This is a genomic window from Mesorhizobium sp. WSM4313 (assembly GCF_002294725.1).
In the GTDB taxonomy this organism is placed as follows: Bacteria; Pseudomonadota; Alphaproteobacteria; order Rhizobiales; family Rhizobiaceae; genus Mesorhizobium.
In genome coordinates, this window is the sequence record NZ_NSFT01000003.1 from 250829 (window position 1) to 270225 (window position 19397).

The 19397-nt window shown below is 63.3% G+C and carries 17 protein-coding genes, 1 tRNA gene and 1 pseudogene; 10 read left to right on the forward strand and 9 right to left on the reverse strand.

Going from position 1 to position 19397, the window contains the following annotated elements:
• Positions 1-2: 2 nt before the first annotated feature.
• From CK219_RS09025 to CK219_RS09035, 3 genes are all read right to left on the reverse strand, one after another.
• Complete coding sequence (locus tag CK219_RS09025; RefSeq protein WP_095766420.1) at positions 3-848, reverse strand: carbohydrate ABC transporter permease; 846 nt, start codon at positions 846-848, stop codon at positions 3-5.
• Positions 848-1732: a sugar ABC transporter permease gene (locus CK219_RS09030; protein ID WP_095766421.1), complete on the reverse strand. Its 885-nt coding sequence runs from the start codon at positions 1730-1732 to the stop codon at positions 848-850. Before CK219_RS09030 ends, CK219_RS09025 begins: the two co-directional genes overlap by 1 nt.
• A gap of 187 nt (positions 1733-1919) precedes the next feature.
• Entirely contained in the window at positions 1920-3158 is a 1239-nt protein-coding gene (locus tag CK219_RS09035; protein WP_095766422.1) for an extracellular solute-binding protein, read from the reverse strand.
• 222 nt (positions 3159-3380) lie between these two features.
• On the opposite strand from CK219_RS09035, the gene CK219_RS09040 reads away from it, so the two are divergent.
• A complete protein-coding gene (locus CK219_RS09040; RefSeq protein WP_095766423.1) occupies positions 3381-4583 on the forward strand; it encodes an ROK family transcriptional regulator in 1203 nt (400 codons plus the stop codon).
• A gap of 130 nt (positions 4584-4713) precedes the next feature.
• Here CK219_RS09040 and CK219_RS09045 read toward each other — a convergent pair whose 3' ends face one another.
• Positions 4714-5580 (reverse strand): hypothetical protein, encoded by an 867-nt coding sequence (locus CK219_RS09045; RefSeq protein ID WP_095766424.1) that lies wholly within the window; start codon positions 5578-5580, stop codon positions 4714-4716.
• 463 nt (positions 5581-6043) lie between these two features.
• On the opposite strand from CK219_RS09045, the gene CK219_RS09050 reads away from it, so the two are divergent.
• The 5 genes from CK219_RS09050 to CK219_RS09075 all read left to right on the forward strand — a co-directional run bounded on the left by CK219_RS09050 (position 6044) and on the right by CK219_RS09075 (position 12704).
• Positions 6044-6877 (forward strand): GNAT family N-acetyltransferase, encoded by an 834-nt coding sequence (locus tag CK219_RS09050; protein WP_095766425.1) that lies wholly within the window; start codon positions 6044-6046, stop codon positions 6875-6877.
• 95 nt (positions 6878-6972) lie between these two features.
• Complete coding sequence (locus tag CK219_RS09055; RefSeq protein WP_095766714.1) at positions 6973-7743, forward strand: SDR family oxidoreductase; 771 nt, start codon at positions 6973-6975, stop codon at positions 7741-7743.
• A gap of 68 nt (positions 7744-7811) precedes the next feature.
• On the forward strand, positions 7812-8573 hold the full coding sequence (locus tag CK219_RS09060) for an SDR family NAD(P)-dependent oxidoreductase (protein ID WP_095766426.1): 762 nt from the start codon (positions 7812-7814) through the stop codon (positions 8571-8573).
• A 512-nt stretch (positions 8574-9085) separates the two neighbouring features.
• The gene (locus tag CK219_RS09070; protein WP_095766428.1) at positions 9086-11467 is read left to right on the forward strand and encodes a phosphoketolase family protein; all 2382 of its coding nucleotides are present in this window, start codon (positions 9086-9088) and stop codon (positions 11465-11467) included.
• Positions 11468-11528: 61 nt separating this feature from the next.
• Positions 11529-12704, forward strand: a complete 1176-nt coding sequence (locus CK219_RS09075) for an acetate/propionate family kinase (protein ID WP_095766429.1) — start codon at positions 11529-11531, stop codon at positions 12702-12704.
• A gap of 154 nt (positions 12705-12858) precedes the next feature.
• On the opposite strand, the pseudogene CK219_RS32080 reads toward CK219_RS09075, so the two are convergent.
• Both CK219_RS32080 and CK219_RS09085 read right to left on the reverse strand, forming a co-directional pair.
• Positions 12859-13148, reverse strand: a pseudogene (locus tag CK219_RS32080) (GNAT family N-acetyltransferase); the annotation flags it as partial.
• 34 nt (positions 13149-13182) lie between these two features.
• Positions 13183-13259 (reverse strand) — tRNA-Met (locus CK219_RS09085).
• Positions 13260-13511: 252 nt separating this feature from the next.
• Between CK219_RS09085 and CK219_RS09090 the strand changes: the two genes are divergently transcribed.
• Positions 13512-14477, forward strand: coding sequence for a Gfo/Idh/MocA family oxidoreductase (locus CK219_RS09090; protein WP_095766430.1), 966 nt, complete (start codon positions 13512-13514; stop codon positions 14475-14477).
• Between the two features lie 18 nt (positions 14478-14495).
• On the opposite strand, the gene mnmA is transcribed toward CK219_RS09090, so the two are convergent.
• Complete coding sequence (mnmA, locus tag CK219_RS09095) at positions 14496-15686, reverse strand: tRNA 2-thiouridine(34) synthase MnmA (RefSeq protein ID WP_095766431.1); 1191 nt, start codon at positions 15684-15686, stop codon at positions 14496-14498.
• 253 nt (positions 15687-15939) lie between these two features.
• On the opposite strand from mnmA, the gene CK219_RS09100 reads away from it, so the two are divergent.
• Entirely contained in the window at positions 15940-16215 is a 276-nt protein-coding gene (locus CK219_RS09100) for a DUF1153 domain-containing protein (RefSeq protein WP_006203587.1), read from the forward strand.
• 66 nt (positions 16216-16281) lie between these two features.
• Here the strand turns inward: CK219_RS09100 and CK219_RS09105 are convergent, their stop codons facing one another.
• Complete coding sequence (locus CK219_RS09105; RefSeq protein WP_095766432.1) at positions 16282-17208, reverse strand: NADP-dependent oxidoreductase; 927 nt, start codon at positions 17206-17208, stop codon at positions 16282-16284.
• Between the two features lie 92 nt (positions 17209-17300).
• Between CK219_RS09105 and CK219_RS09110 the strand changes: the two genes are divergently transcribed.
• Positions 17301-17702 carry a helix-turn-helix domain-containing protein gene (locus CK219_RS09110; protein WP_095766433.1) on the forward strand — a complete coding sequence of 134 codons (402 nt, stop codon included), beginning with the start codon at positions 17301-17303 and terminating at the stop codon, positions 17700-17702.
• An 82-nt stretch (positions 17703-17784) separates the two neighbouring features.
• Here the strand turns inward: CK219_RS09110 and CK219_RS09115 are convergent, their stop codons facing one another.
• Entirely contained in the window at positions 17785-18162 is a 378-nt protein-coding gene (locus tag CK219_RS09115) for a flagellar export protein FliJ (RefSeq protein WP_040989842.1), read from the reverse strand.
• A gap of 448 nt (positions 18163-18610) precedes the next feature.
• On the opposite strand from CK219_RS09115, the gene ctrA reads away from it, so the two are divergent.
• On the forward strand, positions 18611-19306 hold the full coding sequence (ctrA, locus tag CK219_RS09120) for a cell cycle two-component system response regulator CtrA (RefSeq protein WP_006203583.1): 696 nt from the start codon (positions 18611-18613) through the stop codon (positions 19304-19306).
• The last annotated feature ends 91 nt before the right edge of the window (positions 19307-19397 follow it).

Consider the following 19397-nt stretch of genomic DNA (forward strand, 5'->3'; position numbering starts at 1 on the left):
GATTATCCTTTCACACCGCCGCTGGTCAGGCCCGAGATCAGCGCGCGTTGCATGACGAGGCCGATCAGCACCGGCGGCAAGGCCGCAAGCACGCCGGCGGTGGCGATCAGTCCGTAGTCGGAGACGCGGCCGCCGGCCAGATCGGCGATGGCGACCGTCAGCGTCTTTGCCCGCTGGTCCGAGGTGAAGAGCAGGGCGTAGAAGAACTCGTCCCAGGCAAGCAGCACGGCAAACAGCGCCGATGTCGCCACCACGGGCGCAGCCAGCGGCAAGGTGATGATGCGCCACGTCTGGAGCAGCCCCGCTCCGTCGATCATGGCCGCCGCCTCGATCTCGCGCGGGATGGAATCGAAACCCGATTTCATCAGCCAGGTGGTGAAGGGCGCGAGGATCGTCAGATAGATCAGCGCCAGGCCGAAGACGTTGTTGAGCAGGCCGAGATGGGACAGGCCTATGTAAAGCGGTACAGAGAGGGCCACCGGCGGCAGCATGTAGGTGGCGATCACCATCGACAGCGACCAGCCGACCGAAGGCGTGCGCGAGACGGCCCAGCCGGCCGGCACGGCAAGGACACTCGTTGCCAGCGTCGCCATGGCGGCGACCTCCAGGCTGTTGCGCAGCGATGCGGTGAAGGCGGCGCCGGCACTGTTCTCGGCCCTCGATAGAAGCTGCGTGTAACGGGAGAAGTCGGCCGCCTGCGGCCACCAGCGCAGCGGCTTGGCGGCGAGGTCGGCGGCCGGCGATATGCTCATGACGAAGAGCCAGGCGAGCGGCGCCAGGATCACGACGGCGAGCAGAATGGCGCAGGCGTAGATGAAAGCGGTGAAGACCGGGCTCTTGCGTTCCATCAGGCCGCGCTCCCCGCGGTCTTCTTGACCAGCGTCGCATAAGCGACGGCGAGCACGGTGACGAGCAGGGTGACGGTCAGCGCCAGCGAGGCGCCGGAGCCGGCGCGCTGGAAGGAGAAGGCTTCCTGGTAGACCAGGATCGACAGCGAGCGCGTGCTGTTGGCCGGGCCGCCGCGCGTCATGACCCAGATGATGTCGAAGACCTTGAAGGCCTCGATGGTGCGCAGCACCAGCGCCACCATCAGCGGGCCTGCCAAATAGGGCAGGATGACAAAGCGGAAGCGGTTGAACGGGCCGGCGCCGTCGACAAGCGCCGCTGCGGTGACGTCGCGCGGCACCGCCTGCAGGGCGGCGAGCGCAATCAGCGCGACCAGCGGGAAATTCTTCCAGCAGTCGGCGACGATCAGCGCCGCCAGGGCCGTTCCCGGCTCGCCTAGCCAGGAGCGGTAATCGTCTATGATATGGAGCTGCGTCAGCGCCGCGTTCAGCGCGCCATATTCGGGATTGTAGATCAGCCGCCAGAGCGTCGCGTTGACGACGGTGGGCAGCGCCCAAGGCAGGATCATCAGCCCGCGCAGCACGGCGCGGCCGCGGAATTCCTGATTGAGCAGAAGGGCCGCAAGCACGCCGATCACCATCTCGGCGGCGACCGAGATAACCGCGAACCAGGTGGTGGTCGAGAGCGTGCGGGTGAAGTTCGAACTGGTCAGCATCTTGGTATAGTTGTCGAAGCCGACGTAGTTGCCCGCCGTGCCGACCAGCTGGGCGTCGGTGAAGGAAAGCCTGACGGTATCGACCAACGGCCAGCCGATGACGGCCACCATGATCATCAGAAGCGGCAGCATCAACAGCCACGCGCGCATCGTCATCCAGGTGCCCGACATTAGAGCGCCTCTCTCCTGTCATCCGGTCAGAGCGGTTCACCCGTTTCACGGAAACGGCGAACCGCTCTATCTCTTTGTTTTGACGCAATTCCGGACGGAAAACCGCTTCACACTTTTCCTGGAATTGCTCTCGAAATAGCACGGGCGGCGCTCGTGGATGAGGCCGCCCGCGTGGAGGAACGCCAGATCAGAGGCCGCTGTTTTCGGCAGCGGTCTTGAGCGCGTCTTCCGGCGTCGCCTGGCCGAGCAGCGATTCCTGGATCGCCTGCTGCAGCGCCGTCGACAGCTGCTGGTATTTCGGCGTGGTCGGGCGCGGATACATCGCGGCAAGACCGAGCTTGGCGGCGGCGATCAGTTCTTCCTGGCCCTTGGTGACGGCCGGATCGTCATAGGACGAGGCCCAGATCGGCAGCGACAGCTTGGCATACTGGTTCTGGGTCGCCTGCGAGGTCATGAACTCGATATATTTCCAGGCTTCGTCCTGGTGCTTCGACACCGCCGTCACGCCAAGGCCCATCGAGCCGTTGACGGCCGAGACCTCGCTGGTGCCGGCAACGCCCGGCGCCGGCACGACGCCGACCTTGCCCGCGACCTTGGAGTCCTTCGGATCGTTGGCCATGTTGTACATGTAGGTCCAGTTCAGCGCGAAAGCGGCATCGCCGTTCTCGAACACCTTGCGTACATCCTCTTCCAGGAATTCCTTGGAGTTCGGATTGGTCAGGCCCGACTTGTAGCTGTCGACCATGTATTTCAGCGCCGAGAGACCGCCGCCGTTCTGGAAGTCGGGCTTGCCGTCCTTGAGGAAGTCGCCGCCATAGGCGCTGACCAGCGTGGTGTAGTCGCAGATGGCGGCTTCGGCCTGCGACCAGCTCCAGGCGATCGGCGTCTTCAGCAAGCCCTTGTCCTGGATGGCCTTGGCCTGCTGGCCGAGTTCTTCCCAGGTCTTCGGCGGCGCCTTGATACCTGCCTTTTCCAGGATTTCCTTGTTGTAGAACAGGTATTTGGTGTCGAGGATCCACGGCATGCCATAGTACTTGCCGTCATATTGGACGGTGGTCCAGGCCCCGGGCAGAACGCCCTTCTTCATGTCATCGGTGATCTTCGACGACACGTCGACCAGCACCTTGTTGGTCGCATATTCGGCCGGCCAGATGACGTCGAACAGCACCACGTCATAGCCGCCGCCGGATCCTTGGGCGAGCACGGTCTTGTCGTGCAGGCCTTCATAAGGAACGAATTCGAGATTGACCTTGATGTCCGGATTGGCCTTGGTGAAGGCCTCCGTCATCGAGCGCACGTCAGCCTCGCTATAGGCGGCCTGCGCCATGAAGAGCGCGTTCAAGGTGGTTTCAGCAAAGGCGTGGGGGACGAGCAGCCCGCCAACGAACAACGCGCCCAGAAGTGTCTTACCGATCGATTTCAGCATTTGTCTTTCTCCCATTTTCGACGGCTGCGAGTGGGCGGCCAAGGCTGTGCCGCTTTCTCGAATTCCCATCGCGTCTGACCGGATCCATCCCCAACGGCGCGCGGCGGAGCTCGAAAGCTTTTGCCGTCTTTTTTAAAACCGCGGAGGTCTCACCTATTAAGTCAATTCGCTTGACTTAATTAGTCGATCAATCCTTTAATGGAGTCAAGAGGGGAAACGACGGTGCACGACATTAGCCCGATCCGCGCCAAAAGCGGCACCAACCAGGAGGGAACGAGCGCCCACAACCGGCGCGTCATGATCGAGGCGCTGCGGCTCAACGGCGCGCTTTCGCGCGCCGACCTGGCACGGGCGACGCAGCTTACCAAGCAGGCGGTCTCCAACATCGTCGAGGATCTCGAGCGCGATGGCCTGGTCGTGGCGCTGGATGCGGTGCGCAAGGGCAGGGGACAGCCTTTCACGCCCTACCGGCTGGTCCCTGAGGGAGCTTTCGCCATCGGGCTGCAGATCGACCGGCATTTGACACGCGTGGTGGTGGTCGACCTCGTCGGCAAGGTGATCGCACGCGCCGAGGCGGGGCTGCCGTTCGACGTGCCCTCAGAGGGCGTGGAAATAATCCTCGGCTTGGTCGACCGTGTCAGAGGCGAGCTGGCTTCCTTGTTTGCCCAGTCCGAGCGGCGACTGGTCGGACTGGGCGTCGCCATGCCGGGACCCTTCGGGCTGAAGAACCCCGACAACAAATGGATGATGCCCGCCTGGCAGCAATTTCCGCTGGTGGAGGCGCTTGCGGCCGGTACCGGACTCAATGTCGGCCTGCAAAACGATGCGGCAGCCTGCGCGACGGCGGAGCGGATCGTCGGCGCGGCGCATGGCGTCGATCACGCCGTCTGCCTTTATGTCGGTTACGGCATCGCCGCCGGGCTGATCCTCAATGGCGAGCTCTACAGCGGCGGCAACGGCAATGCGGGCGAGGTCGGCATGGCGCTGCTTTCGCCGGCCGGCCCCGGTTCCACGCCGCTCGAACACCGTGCATCGCTGGCCTCGCTCTATCAGCATCTCGGCCTGGACCCCACCGAGAGGGGGCTTTACGAGACGCTTGGCGCACTGGCGCTTGCGCAAGATCCGCGGGTCATGGGCTGGGTCGAAAGAGCCGCGTCCGACCTGCGCTGGAGCGTGCATCTGATCGAAACGATCTTCGATCCGCAAACCGTCATCCTCACCTCCAGCGCGCCGGAGGCGCTCGCCCGGCTCCTGCTTCGGGCCATGCATCCGCTGCTGCCGTCGATTGCGGATCGCCCGGTCCGGCGCCTGCCACGGCTGCAACTGGGCACCACCGATCCCTGGGCGATCGCGGTCGGCGCCGCGGCAGAGCCGATCAGCCGGGCCTTCGATCCGCGCTTTTCCGCGATCCTGAAGGCCGGATAGAAGCGGTCGGCCCGTCGCCTGCGTCATGCTTGCGGCGAAAGCCGCGTCGATGATGGCGAGCTTGACCGCCTGCGCGGCGCCCGCCAGCGCGGGTACCGGTCTTGGGCGGCGCCGGGCGGAGTCTTGACGGTCAGCGATTCTTCAGAGCCGAGATACAGGCTTCGAAGGCCTCGTCGACGACGGCGAGCTTGGCTGCCTGGACGGCCATGTATTCGTCGAAGAAAGCCCTCGAAACCCACATCACGGAATGGCCGCGCTGGCCGATCCAGCCGATGCTGCCGAGCGCCTCGGCATCATACAGTTTGCGCGCCAGATGGGTGCGTGAGAGCTTCAGCCAGTGGGCGAATTCCCTGACCGAGATGACGCCGGTCGGTATCCTGTCGAGATGGACATCCTCAGGATCGATACCGGACATCAGCCAGTCCATGACGATGCCGCCGTTGTTTAGCCAGATGAACAATGAAAAGGTCTGCCCAGGCTCCCGCACTGCGCCGCTGGCCAGCAATCCATCGGCGATCAGAGGCTGCAGGATGGGCAGCATCTCGGGTCGCTCGAGGAAGTTTTCCAGCCGGTTCGCGCCATCTATGCGGTCGAGCGTTCGCAGATGCGCGTAAATCCAGCCGGTGAAGGTCTCTATGGTGCCCGCCGTGACCCGCAACGGATGGGCGCGGCCATCACCGCTGGCCGAAATATATTCGGCGATGTTGTAGTGCAGCATCTCCTTGACGAAAGCCTCGGCGGTGTTGCGGCTGGCCACGGAATTGCGGCGCACGACCTCGATGAAACGCGCCATCGTCATGTCGGTGCGGCGGTCGTTGGGATCGCGCCGGAAATGCAGAGCCAAGCCGACATGAGCGAGCAGCCAGCGCTGCTGGGTGGCAAACACGGCAGCCAGCCGCGGGCTCGTTTGATAAATATGGATGAGCGCTTTGGACTGCTCCTGGACACCGCGAAGCGCTGCCGGATGACGGGCGATTTCTGCGGCACTCAGCGGCATTTCCTACGGCACTCCATGCGATTCCAAGCACGACAAATGAAGATTCCCAGTCTTCGCCGGTCGTGTCCAGTTGCCCATTGGAACAACGAACGATCAGGCGGTGAATTCGCTGCTAACTCTTTGCATCGGTTCGGGAAAGCCGTCGGGCCCGCAGCTCCTGCGTTGAATTGACGAGTCCCGCCAGGCGAGCATAGGTTCCGCGCCATCGGGGCTGCGGGGAGTGCTTCCCGGGGCCGGGCTCCGTCCCTGGTGCCGATTCGCAGACAATCCTGCAGGATCCGCGCTTCGAGGATGCCGCATTCTGTCGGGCCAGCGCGACGGTCTCCAATACATGCGCCTTGGCGTCGGCCGCGCCGGTCGGCGCCGATCGATAACGTATGGCTGACGAGGAATACGCGCAGCCCTTTGCAGCCTGCGGAGGGCGGCCTATCCTGGTCGGTGATGGCCAACCCTGAGTGAAACGATGCCGAGAACAATCAGGACGCTGACCGCCAGCGAGGTGGAAACGCTTGTTGGCTGGGCAGCGGAGGAGGGCTGGAATCCGGGCACCGGCGATGCCGCGGCGTTTCGGGCGGTCGATCCGCAAGGGTTCATCGGCGCCTTTGTCGGCGGCGAGGTGGTGGCCGGCATTTCGGCCGTCGCATACGGCTCGGGCTTTGGCTTCATCGGCCTCTACATCTGCCGGCCCGACCGGCGCGGCGAAGGTCACGGCAAGGCGGTCTGGGACGCCGGCATGGCGCGTCTGGGCAACCGCATCATCGGTCTCGACGGGGTGGCCGAGCAGCAGGCGAACTACCGGCGTATGGGCTTCGTGCCTGCCTATGAGACCGTCCGCCACAGCGGCCGCCCCGCCGGCTTGCCCGAGGGCGGCAAGACAAGACCCGTGACGGCCGGCGACACGGCTGAGATTTTCGCCTACGATCGCAAGTGCTTTCCAGCACCGCGCGAAACCTTCCTTGGCGAGTGGCTGCGACCGCCGCGGATTGCGCGGCTCTCAGCCCGATCGGACGCCATTGCCGGCTACGGCGTGGCGCGCCGTTGCAGGCAGGGTTTCAAGGTCGGGCCGCTGTTCGCAGATCGGACGGACCTGGCCCTGGCGATGCTGGCGGACCTGTCGGACGCAACTGCCGGCGAGGAATTGCACATCGACGTGCCGGCCGGCCAGGTTCAATTCACCGCCATGCTGCAGGCCGCCGGCATGGTTCCCGGCTTCACGACGACACGCATGTACAAGGGCGGCAAGCCCGGCAACGACCAGTCGACGGTTTTCGGCGTCACGACGCTCGAGCTGGGATGATCGCGTGCTGAGATCATTGTTTTGCCTGGCTGGTCCATGCGACATGGCTTCATGACGTGGTTGCCTTTGCCGAGCTGCGTTTCGGAGATTATCGAATGGCTGGAAGGACTGTTCTGATTGCCGGCGGCGCCGGCGGAATGGGTCTGGCGACCGGACTGCGTTTCGCCGCCGACGGCGAGCGGATCGTGCTCGCGGATCTTCCCGGCTCCAAGCTCGACGGCGCTGTGGCCAAGATTACCGCGGCTGGGGCGGCCGCGATCGGCTTGCCGCTCGATATCCGCTCCGTCGCTGCCTGCCGCGACGTGGTGGGCAAGGCCAGGGAGTGGGGCGGTGCGATCGACATTCTCGTCAACGCCGCCGGGGTCTGGCTCGAGGGACCGGCACGCGAGGTCGAGGAAGATCAGTGGGACCTGGTGCTGGACATCAATCTCAAGGGAGCCTTCTTCCTGATCTCGGCATCCATACCGCATCTGTCGACGGCGCAGGGCGTGATCGTCAACATTGCGTCCGACGCCGGCATCGTCGGCAACAACGGGGCTTCCGTCTATTGCGCCTCGAAGGGCGGACTGGTGCTCTTGACCAAGGCTCTCGCGCTGGAGCTCGCCCCGCAAGGCATCAGGGTCAACGCCGTCTGTCCTGGCGACACGGCAACGCCGATGATCGAATACCAGGCCAAAACCTATGGCGCGGACGACCCCGACGGCTACAAGCGCCGGCTCCTGGGGCACTATCCGCAAGGGGACAAAGCAAGGTTCATCCAGGTGGAGGAGATTGCTTCCTTCATCCACTATCTGTGCCAGCCGGGCGCGGCGCCGATCACCGGGGCCGCGCTTTCGATCGATTTCGGCGTCAGCGCCGGCTATTGAGCCGGTTCGGTTCGTCGCGGCTGTGATTGGCCGCGCCGGCATGTCGGCGCCTGTATCCTGGAGGGCAAATGATCGTGTTCCGCAAATCCCGCAAGGCACTGGTGACCGGCGCGGGCGCCGCCGACGGCATCGGCGTGGCGATCGCGCGTGCGTTGGCCGAGGCCGGTGTTTCGGTCACCATCACCGCTTCATCCGCACGCGTCGAGCAACGAGCGGCGGAACTGCGGGGCGAGGGGCTCGATGTCAGCGCTTTCGCGGCCGACCTGACGCTCTCGGGCGACGTCGATCGTTTACGCTCCGAGACCGGCGAGATCGACGTCCTCGTCAACAATGCCGGGATGGGCACCGTTGCCCAGCCGGCGCTGCAGCGGCGGTTTCTCGATCTCACAGAAAGCGATTGGGATCGCGGCATCGATGTCAGCCTGAAAACCGCCTTTTTGAGCACGCGCGGCTTTCTGGCCGGCATGGTGCAGCGCGGCCATGGACGCGTCGTCAACATGGCATCGGTGACGGGGCCTTACGTATCCAATGAAGGCGAGGCCGCCTACTCCGCGGCCAAGGCCGGCATGATCGGGCTGACGCATGCGCTTGCCCTGGAGGTCGGCCGCAGCGGGGTCACGGTCAATGCCGTGGCGCCGGGATGGATCGCGACGGGCGCCTCGACGCCTGAGGAGCTTGTCGCTGCCCGCAACACACCGCTTGGCCGTGCCGGCAGCTCCGAGGAAGTCGCGGCGGCCGTGCTGTTCCTGGCGTCCGACGGAGCCAGTTATGTCAACGGCGCCGTTCTCGTCGTGGACGGCGGCAACATCCTGCAGGAACGCAAGGCATGACCGCGAGCGCGAAAGTCAAAATACAGGGACGCTCTGGTACTCAGGTCATAACAGGATGAAATGCGAACCCAGGAACACGAGGAACTGGCCGGTAATCAGAGGGACCCGCAAAATAGGGCCGCTCTCTGCGCTGTCCTGAACGGGTTGTCCGCGCATGCAAGGGTGCGCCTTCAGCACATTTCTCCAGATCGTGGGAAAGTCCGATCCCTTGCTTCTTTCGGCGTTGCACGTGTCGACAAGTCTCGCGACGGCATTTTTCATCGAGCGGAATTCACCTTAAGCGCCTGATTGTAAGACATATGGCCATTATGACAGGAAGAATTTGAGCTCGATCAATGCGCCGAAAAATGAGCCGCTCACAGCGGTACATTTGCGATGGATCAAAGCTCGATCAGTCTTGTCCGGATAAATCGAAATCGCCCGTTGTTGACGCCGACCAGTGGTGAACCGGCGGCGGCCTTTAAGCGTTCAGCTTCAGCCGGGTGGGTCTGGCACCAGCGAAGGAGCGGAAAATGACCGAGCGTCCCAGCACCAATCGCTTGTCCGCACAGGAACTGCACGACATCGATGCCTACTGGCGTGCCGCCAACTATCTGACTATCGGGCAGATCTATCTGCTCGACAATCCGCTGCTTCGCGAGCCGCTTCGGCTGGAGCACGTCAAGCCGCGGCTGCTCGGCCATTGGGGCACGTCGCCGGGCCTCAGTTTCATCTATGCGCATTTGAACCGAGTGATCCGGCAACGCGACGCCAATGTCATCTATGTCTGCGGTCCGGGTCATGGCGGACCCGCGATGGTTGCCAACAGCTACCTTGAAGGCACCTACAGCGAGATCAATCCGGACGTCGCGCCGGGCGAGGCTGGGATGAAGAAGCTTTTCCGGCAATTCTCCTTTCCGGGCGGCATCCCAAGCCATGCCGCGCCCGACGTGCCCGGCTCGATCCATGAAGGCGGCGAGCTTGGCTACGCGCTCTCGCATGCCTATGGCGCGGCTTTCGACAACCCGGACCTTGTCGTTGCCTGCGTGGTTGGCGACGGCGAGGCGGAAACCGGACCACTCGCCACGTCCTGGCATTCCAACAAGTTCCTCAACCCGGCGTTTGACGGCGCGGTGCTGCCGATCCTCCATCTCAACGGCTACAAGATCGCCAATCCCACCATTCTCGCCCGCATTCCCGAAGAAGAGCTGCGTGCCTTGTTCGTCGGCTATGGTTACGAGCCGTTGTTCGTCGAGGGCGACGATCCGGCATGGATGCATGAGCGAATGGCGCTCGTGCTCGACGATGCGCTCGACCGCATCAAGGCGATTCAGGACACGGCTCGTAACGGCGCGAAGACCGCGCGGTCGCGGCCGAACTGGCCGATGATCGTGCTGCGAAGCCCGAAGGGCTGGACCGGTCCCAAGGAGGTCGACGGACTGAAGACCGAAGGGTTCTGGCGCGCCCACCAAGTCCCGCTTTCCGGCCTCGCCGATAACCCCGCGCATCTGAGGATGCTCGAGGAATGGATGAGAAGCTACCGGCCCGAAGAGCTTTTCGATGCCGCCGGCGCGCCCGTGGCTGCGGTCCGCACTACTGCGCCAAAAGGTGAAAGGCGCATGAGCGCCAACCCGCATGCCAATGGCGGCCTGCTGCGCCGGTCTCTGGAACTGCCCGCCTTGCAAGAGCACGCCGTCCCGGTCGAGCGGCCCGGCGGCGTCAAGGCGGAGTCGACCCGTGTGATGGGCCGTTTCCTGCGTGACGTCATGGCATTGAATCAAGGCACCAGGAACTTCCGCATCGTCGGGCCCGATGAAACGGCATCGAACCGGCTGCAGGATGTCTTCGAGGTGACGGAGCGTGCCTGGATGGAAGAGATCCTGCTCGAGGACGTGCATCTCGGTCGAGAAGGCAGGGTTCTGGAAATTCTATCCGAGCATACCTGCCAGGGCTGGCTGGAAGGTTACCTGCTCACCGGGCGCCACGGTTTCTTTTCCTGTTACGAGGCTTTCACGCATATCGTCGATTCCATGTTCAACCAGCATGCGAAATGGCTCGATGCCTGCCGCAAGCTTGCCTGGCGGCGGCCGATCGCCTCGCTGAACTATCTGTTGTCTAGCCATGTCTGGCAGCAGGAGCACAACGGCTTCAGCCATCAGGATCCGGGCTTCATCGACGTGGCGTTGAACAAGAAGGCGGATGTCGTGCGCGTCTATCTGCCGGCGGATGCCAACAGCCTGATCTGCGTGACCGATCATGTGCTGCGGACATGGAACCGCATCAACATCATCGTCGCCGGGAAAGCCAATTCCTGGCAGTGGCTGTCCATCGACGAGGCGAAAGTCCATTGCAACGCCGGCATCGGCATATGGGGTTGGGCGTCGACCGACGGCGGGGCCGAGCCGGATGTGGTGATGGCCTGCGCCGGAGACGTGCCGACGCTCGAGACGCTGGCCGCCGTTCAAATCCTGAGGCGCCACATTCCCGGCCTCAAGGTGCGTGTGGTCAACATCGTCGACCTGATGACCCTGCAGCCAAGGGAACACCATCCGCACGGACTGTCGGATCGCGAATTCGATGCTTTGTTCACCAGGGACAAGCCCGTCATCTTGGCCTATCACGGCTATCCTTGGACCATCCATCGCCTGACCTACCGGCGGACCAATCACGACAACATCCACGTGCGTGGCTATAATGAGGAGGGGACGACGACGACGCCCTTCGACATGACCGTGCTTAATGGGCTCGACCGCTATCATCTGGTGCTCGGCGTGCTCGACCGCATTCCCGAGCCGGCCGGTGCGCATATCCAGCTGAAACAGGCCATGGAAGGCAAGCTGATCGAGCACCGGGCCTATATCCGCGAGCACGGGCAGGACATGCCGGAGATCCTCGGCTGGAAATGGGAGCAGTAGCCGATGCCGAAGCGCCAGACCGACAGGATCCGACCCGCAAAAGTGGCTGGAACGGTCGGACATGACTGATGTCATCCTTGTCCTCAATGGCGGCTCATCGAGCCTGAAGTTCGCCGCCTTTCAAGGACGCCGCGAGCTTCACCTACTGATGCGGGGCAGCGTCTCGTCGATCGGCGAGCGGCCCAGACTCCATGTCGCGCCGACTGCAACGACGCCGCCGTTCGACAGGAGCCTCGGCGAACGAGCGATCTCCGTCGGCGAGGCATTCGAAGCCGTTGCGTCCTATCTGACGGACCGCGGCCTGTTGCGCCGCGTGAGCAGGGTCGGGCATCGCATCGTCCATGGCGGTCGGGAGTTTGCCCGCGCAACGCTGCTTGACCAGGCCACGCTCGATGCCTTGCACAAGCTCGAGCCGCTCGCTCCGATTCATCAGGCGATCAACCTGGAGCTCGTCGATCTGGCCCACCGTCTTTTGCCCGGCGCCATGCAGGTCGGCTGCTTCGATACCGCCTTTCACGCCACGCAGCCTCAGATCGCAAGACTTTATGGCCTGCCGCACGAGATGTCGGAGCAGGGCATCGTGTCCTTTGGGTTCCACGGGCTCTCCTACAGCCATATCGCCAACGAGCTCCGCAGGCGTTACGGCGCCGGCGCGGGTGGCCGCGCCGTCGTCGCCCATCTTGGCAGCGGCGCAAGCCTTTGCGCGATGAAGGCAGGGGTAAGCCAGGCAACCACCATGGGTTTCTCGACGCTCGACGGCCTGGTCATGAGCACGCGTTGCGGCGCGATCGATCCGGGCGTCCTCCTGCACCTTCTGCAAGACAGGAAGCTGTCCGCCGACGAACTGTCCACCTTGCTTTACGAGAAATCCGGTCTGCTCGGCGTGTCCGGCATCTCCGGGAACATGCAGACGCTGCTGGCGTCGAAGGATCCGGCGGCAATGCGCGCTGTCGATCTGTTCGTCTATCGGGTCGGGCGAGAGATCGGATCACTGGCGGCCGCGCTGGGCGGGCTCGACACGCTGGTGTTCACCGCCGGCATAGGCGAGCATGCGCCGGCGATCCGGCGACGGATATGCGAGGCTGCCGCATGGCTGGGCGTCGCTATGGATGACGGTTTGAACGGCAGCGGCGAAGACCTTGTAAGTGCCGCGAATTCCCGTGTCGATGTGCTTGTCATTTCGGCCGACGAAGAACGAGCGGTGGCGGCAGAACTGCTCGGCGTCGAAACGGCTTGAGCGCAACAGTCTCCCGCTTATTGGCGGAACGCCCCTCGCATGCCTGAGCTGTCGATTGAAGTGGATGGCCGATCCCTCGGAGGCAGCCATTTGCGCCCGCTGCCGATCTCCACGACCGTGTAGCGGCTCCCATACGGCTGGAAATGGCAGGATCTTAATCCGCCAACGTGGCGCCGAGCTTCCGCTGGACCAGGACAAGCGTCGGATCGTCGGGAACCATCGCGACAGTGAAGCCCATCTCGCGCTCAAGCTCGATCGCCGCTCGGTTCTCGCGCTTTCGATCGACTCGAGCGTCTCGATGCCATGGTCGTCGGCATAGTGCGCGATATAGCCGAGAAATTCCCAGCCGACGCCGAGATGCTTACGGTCCTCGCGAATGCAGATGGCGACTTCGCCACGCCTGTCGGCCGGATCGGCTGCGAGGGTCGCCACCGCGATCAGCATTCCTCTAAGCATTTCGGCCGTACAGGGGGAGCAATGGTAGCGGGAGAGGGACTTGAACCCCCGACCCCAGGATTATGATTCCCGTGCTCTAACCAACTGAGCTACCCCGCCAGGGTGGCAAATGGCCCGAAAAACCGTCCTGGACGGACGGGTTGTTTCAAGGCGTTCGCCAAGGTCGCGCGGATATAAGGTTGGGAGGGTGGGCCTGTCAAGCTTCGAAGCGGCCGACATGTGGGCATAATCCGGCCGTCATGATCTCATCCCAGAAAAGCTTTGCCGGACAGACACTCAGGGCCTGCCCCGGGGTTGAGTTCGGCGGGGCACGTCGTTATGTCTCGGCCAAGAAATTCTAGAGTTGAGCGAATGAAGCCGCGCATCGCCGTCCTCGGTTGCGGATACTGGGGCAGCAACCATATCCGCACCCTCAAGGCGCTTGGCACGCTCCATGCCGTTTCCGACGCCAACCGCGCCCGCGCCGAAGGATTCGCCAGCGAGCAGGATTGCCTGGCAATCGAGCCGGACAGGCTGTTCGAGCGCAACGACATCGACGCCATCGTCATGGCGCTGCCGCCGCAATTCCATGCCGACACCGCGGTGCGGGCCGTCGAAAGCGGCAAGGACGTGCTGGTGGAAAAGCCGATCGCGCTGACGGTCGCCGATGCCGAGCGCGCGGTGAAGGCGGCAAAGGACAATGGCCGCATCTTCATGGTCGGCCATGTGTTGCGCTTTCATCCCGCATTCGAGACGCTCAAGGCGCTGATCGACAATGGCGAGCTCGGCGAGGTGCGCTACATCCATTCGCACCGGCTCGGCCTCGGCAAGTTTCATACCGAGAACGACGCTCTCTGGGACCTTGCGCCGCACGATTTGTCGATGATCCTCGCCATCACCGGCACCGAGCCGATCGAAGTGAGGGGCGAGGGGGCAGCACTTCTCGACAATCTCAGCGACTTCGCGCATCTGCATATGCGCTTCCCGAACGGATTGCGCAGCCATCTCTTCGCCTCGCGACTCAATCCCTATCGCGAGCGGCGGCTGACGGTCGTCGGCACCAAGGCGATGGCGGTGTTCGACGACGTCGAGCCCTGGGAGCGCAAGCTTGCCGTCTACCGCCACGCAGTATGGCAGGACAGCGGCCAGTGGGCCTTCACCGCCAACGAACCTGCCTATGTGGCCGTCGGCGAGGGCATGCCGCTGACTCGCGAGCTTGCCCATTTCATGCAATGCATCGAGACGCGCGCCGAACCGCGCACCGACGGCGAGGAAGCGATAAGGGTGCTGCGCATCCTGACCGCCGGCACAGTGATCCACACCGGCTCGTCTGCATAAAGCAATCAGATCGAGAATTTACTCAGCGGGAATCTGCGCCGGCCTGTCCGCCAGCCGGGACAGCATGGCCTCGGCCTCGGCGCCGCGCTCGGAGCGCTCGATGAAGCCGCCGCCGAAGACACGCGCCTCATTGCCGTCGTCGGAATAGAGCACGCAGGCCTGCCCCGGCGCGATGCCCGACTCGCCGTCGGCCAGCTCGACGGAGGTCACGCCGTCGCGGTGATGCAGCACGGCCGGACGCGGCGGCCTGGTCGAGCGGACCTTGGCGAAGAGCTCGATCCCGCCGGCCGGAACATCCGACAACAGTCCGTCGCCCAGCCAGTTCATGTTGCGCAGATAGATCTTGTGCGTCTCCAGCGCTTCGCGCGGGCCGACGATGACGCGCGCGCGGTCGGCGTCGAGGTGAACGACGTAGAGCGGCTCGCCGGAAGCGATGCCGATGCCGCGGCGCTGGCCGATCGTGTAGCGCAGGATGCCTTCATGGCGGCCGAGCACGCGGCCGTCGATATGGACGATGTCGCCAGGATTGGCGGCGGCCGGCTTCAGCCTGGCGATGATGTCGGAATATTTGCCCTGCGGCACGAAGCAGATGTCCTGGCTATCCTGCTTGGCGGCGACGGTCAGGCCCATTTCCTCGGCAATGGCGCGGACCTGCGGCTTCGACAGGCCGCCGAGCGGAAAGCGCAGATAATCGATCTGCGCCTGCGTGGTGGCAAACAGGAAATAGCTCTGGTCGCGATCGGCGTCGACCGGCCGGTAAAGCGCACGATGCGCTCCATTGGCGCGCGAACGAATGTAATGGCCGGTGGCCAAGGCGTCGGCGCCGAGATCCTGAGCGGTCGCCAAAAGATCGGCAAACTTCACAGTCTGGTTGCAGGACACGCAAGGGATGGGGGTCTCGCCGGCGACATAGCTTTCGGCGAAGGGATCGATGACCGCCTTGCGGAAACGTTCCTCGTAGTCGAGCACGTAATGCGGGATGCCGAGCGTCTCCGAGACGCGACGCGCGTCATCGATATCCTGTCCGGCACAGCAGGAGCCGGCACGATGGGTGGCCGCGCCGTGGTCGTAAAGCTGCAGCGTCACACCGACGACATCATAGCCTTCGCGCTTGAGGATGCCGGCAACCACCGAGGAATCGACACCACCCGACATCGCGACGACGACGCGGGTTTCTTCGGGGCGGCGAGGGAGATCGAGGCTGTTCATGATGCTTTCACTGTGCGGCGCTCAATGCCAATGGCCGGAATATAGGTCAAGCGCCACGCATGCGCCAGCTTGCGGCCAAGACGGGTTCACCGGCAAAATCAAGGCCCGGAGGCCGGTGTTTCAAATTCTAAACGAAATCCTAACCGGGCGTTCACGATCCTTACTTAGTCATTAGGGTTCGCTTAGGCAATTTTTAAAGCTGTGACGGTACTGTGGCGGGGATTGGGTCTTTGAGTTTTTAGTAGAGAGTACGATGACCGATCTGGTTAGACCTAGAGTCAAGTATGTTATTGGGCCCGACGGCAGCCCTCTTACGATCGCCGATCTGCCGCCGACAAACACGCGGCGCTGGGTTATCCGGCGCAAGGCGGAAGTGGTCGCCGCTGTACGCGGCGGCCTGCTCAGCCTTGAGGAAGCCTGCCAGCGCTACAAGCTCACCACCGAAGAATTTCTCTCCTGGCAGGCATCGATCGACGAATACGGCCTTGCCGGGCTGCGCACCACGCGAATCCAGCAATACCGGCATTAAGCTGCCGGCCGAAAACGAGCAAGGGCGCGGGACTCCGCGCCCTTCGCTTTTGCAGCGGCCTTCCATTCAAACTGTCAGCACGACCTTTCCGATGGGTCGGGTCGCGAGGAAGGCATGGGCGGCCGCCGCCTGGTCGAGCGGGAAAGCTTTGGCCACATGCGGCATCAGCTTTTTGGCCTCGACCAGCCTGGCGAGTTCGGCGAGGCCCTCGCGATCAGGCACCACAGACATGCGTTCAACGCGGATGTTCCGCTCCTTGGCATTCGCCCTGGTGGCGTCGTGTACGTCGAGCAGCGACACCAGAACGCCGCCGTCACGCAGCACTTCCAGCGACTTATCGGCGTGGTCGCCGCCGATCGGGTCCAGCACCAGATCGACATTGCCGACCTTCCCGGTGAAATCGTCCCTGGTGTAGTCGATCACCTCGTCGGCGCCGATCGAGCGGACATAGTCGGTTTTGTCCGGACTGGCGGTCGATGCCACCCAGGCGCCGCGCGCCTTGGCGATCTGCACCGCCAGATGGCCGACGCCGCCGGCGCCGGCGTGAACCAGCACGCGTTGTGCTGCCTGCAGGCCGCCATGGCGGACGAGGCCTTGCCAGGCCGTCAGCCCGGCCAGCGGCAATGCAGCCGCATGGGCATGGTCGATGGCGGCAGGTTTCGCGACGATCTCGTCCACCGGCGCCGCGGCGAGCTCGGCATAGGCGCCGGCCTGCTTGGGAAAGCGCGGCATGCCGAACACCTCGTCGCCGACCTTGAAGGCGGTTACGCCGCCTCCGAGCGCCGCGACGGTCCCGGAAATGTCCCAGCCAAGGATGAAAGGCGGTTCGCCGAGCAGCGGGTAGAACCCGCCGCGCACGGCGCCGTCGACCGGGTTGAGGCCCGCCGCCTTGACGCGGACGAGCACTGCACCGGGGCCGGGCTCGGGGTCGGGCTGCTCGGCCGCGAAAAGGACCTCGGGTCCGCCGACGGAAGTCTGGATAACGGCACGCATGAACGCCTCCTGTTCGAGTGGATGTGCCCGCTATCATTTGGATAGTAATATTCGATTGTCGAGTATGTACCTTTTGTATATATAGGCACCTCATGGATAGCGAAGACAGATCCCCCTGCGGCTACGACGCGTTCCGGCGCACCTGCCCGTCGCATACGGTGCTCGAGATGCTGGCCAGCAAATGGGTCTATCTCACCGTCTGCGCATTGCGGCGCGGCCGGCTGCGCAATGGCGAGCTGGCGCGCAAGCTGGAGGGCATCACGCCCAAAATGCTGACTCAGACGCTGCGCGTGCTGGAGCGCGACGGCCTCGTGCGGCGCGAGGTGTTCGCGGTGATCCCGCCGCGCGTGGAGTACGAACTGACGGAGCTTGGGCGGAACCTTGCGGGATTGCTCAGCCAGATACGCTCCTGGGCGGAAGAGCATGCATCCGAAATCAAGGATGCCCGAACCCGGGCATCGGCCGATCACGGCGAGAAGGCCGCTATGCCGTGAAGACGGCGAGGACGATTTTTGGCGATTGCCAGCTCTGAGGATGCCGGCAGGTCTCCGGCATGGCCGCGATTAGGCCCGGCGATCAGCCGATCATGGCGCTGCGGCCGCCCGTTTCGGCCTCGCGGATCTTGGTGTCGCGCGATTCCAGCATCTCTGCCTTGGACAGCTCCGCTTCAGCTTCGCCGAGTAATGATTCGGCGGTGCTTCGCTGCTGGGCGAGGTCACTTTGTGAATTCCTGAGGTTGTCGCGGCGCAAGCGGGCCGCCTTGGCGAAGGTCGGATAGGCGAAATGGTTGATGTCGGTGATGCCGGCTTTTTTCTCTTCGGCGATGATCTGCGCCTCCAGCTCGACGGCCATGCGCTCGAACTCGGCGATCATCATGTCCAGCTGCAAGAGCTGCCGCCGCTTCTCATTCACCTGAAACTGTTTCAGTCGAACGAGGTTTTCACGTGACTTCATGACTCGATACTCCGCAAACGCACACCTGCAATACCGTCCAGTCCGCCCGGAAAGACCTAAGCGCCGCCCGTTTCTCCCGGCTTTCCCTGGGCTATAGGAAACAAAGCCCTAAAGATTTTCGCCGGCGGTAACCATTCGTTTACGGGCATTGTTAATCATACGGGCGAGGACTTAAGGCCGGGTAAACTTCCGGCGGCGGCGGGAAGCCCGGGCCAGCGAGTCCCTGGAGTCACTTAGGCTGACTTTTTAATGTGGTGCATTAGCGGTTTTGGTGTGTGATTCGTTATTAGATTCAAGTGGGTGTAGAAAGGGGTTAAAAAATCTGGTATCGTGGATGGCACGAAATTAGGATTTGTTAACCAGTCGGTGGCACCTTCTGTTCAGGCAATCACTGCTCCGGGTCCCGGACGGGTCGTGACACGGTCCGGCAGCAGAAAAGGGGAATGAAATGCGTGTTCTGCTGATTGAAGATGACAGTGCAACCGCACAGAGCATCGAACTGATGCTGAAGTCGGAGAGCTTCAACGTCTATACGACCGATCTCGGCGAAGAAGGTGTCGATCTCGGCAAGCTCTACGACTACGACATCATCCTTCTGGACCTCAATCTCCCCGATATGTCGGGCTATGAAGTCCTGCGCACGTTGCGCCTTTCCAAGGTCAAGACGCCGATCCTGATCCTCTCCGGCATGGCCGGCATCGAGGACAAGGTGCGCGGCCTGGGCTTCGGCGCCGACGACTATATGACCAAGCCCTTCCATAAGGACGAGCTGGTGGCGCGCATCCACGCAATCGTGCGCCGCTCCAAAGGGCATGCCCAGTCGGTCATCACCACCGGCGACCTTGTGGTCAATCTCGACGCCAAGACAGTCGAGGTCGGCGGTCAGCGCGTGCACCTGACCGGCAAGGAATATCAGATGCTGGAGCTGCTCTCGCTGCGCAAGGGCACGACGCTCACCAAGGAAATGTTCCTCAACCATCTCTATGGCGGTATGGACGAGCCGGAGCTGAAGATCATCGACGTCTTCATTTGCAAGCTGCGCAAGAAACTCGACGCGGCGTCCGGCGGTCAGAACTACATCGAAACGGTGTGGGGCCGCGGCTATGTGCTGCGCGAGCCGGAGGATATTCGCGTCAGCGCATAAGCCATCCCAGCGATTCGAACGAAAAACCCGGCTCAGGCCGGGTTTTTGCTTGAGCGCATAAGCGATCCAGGTGATTCGAACGAAAAAGCCG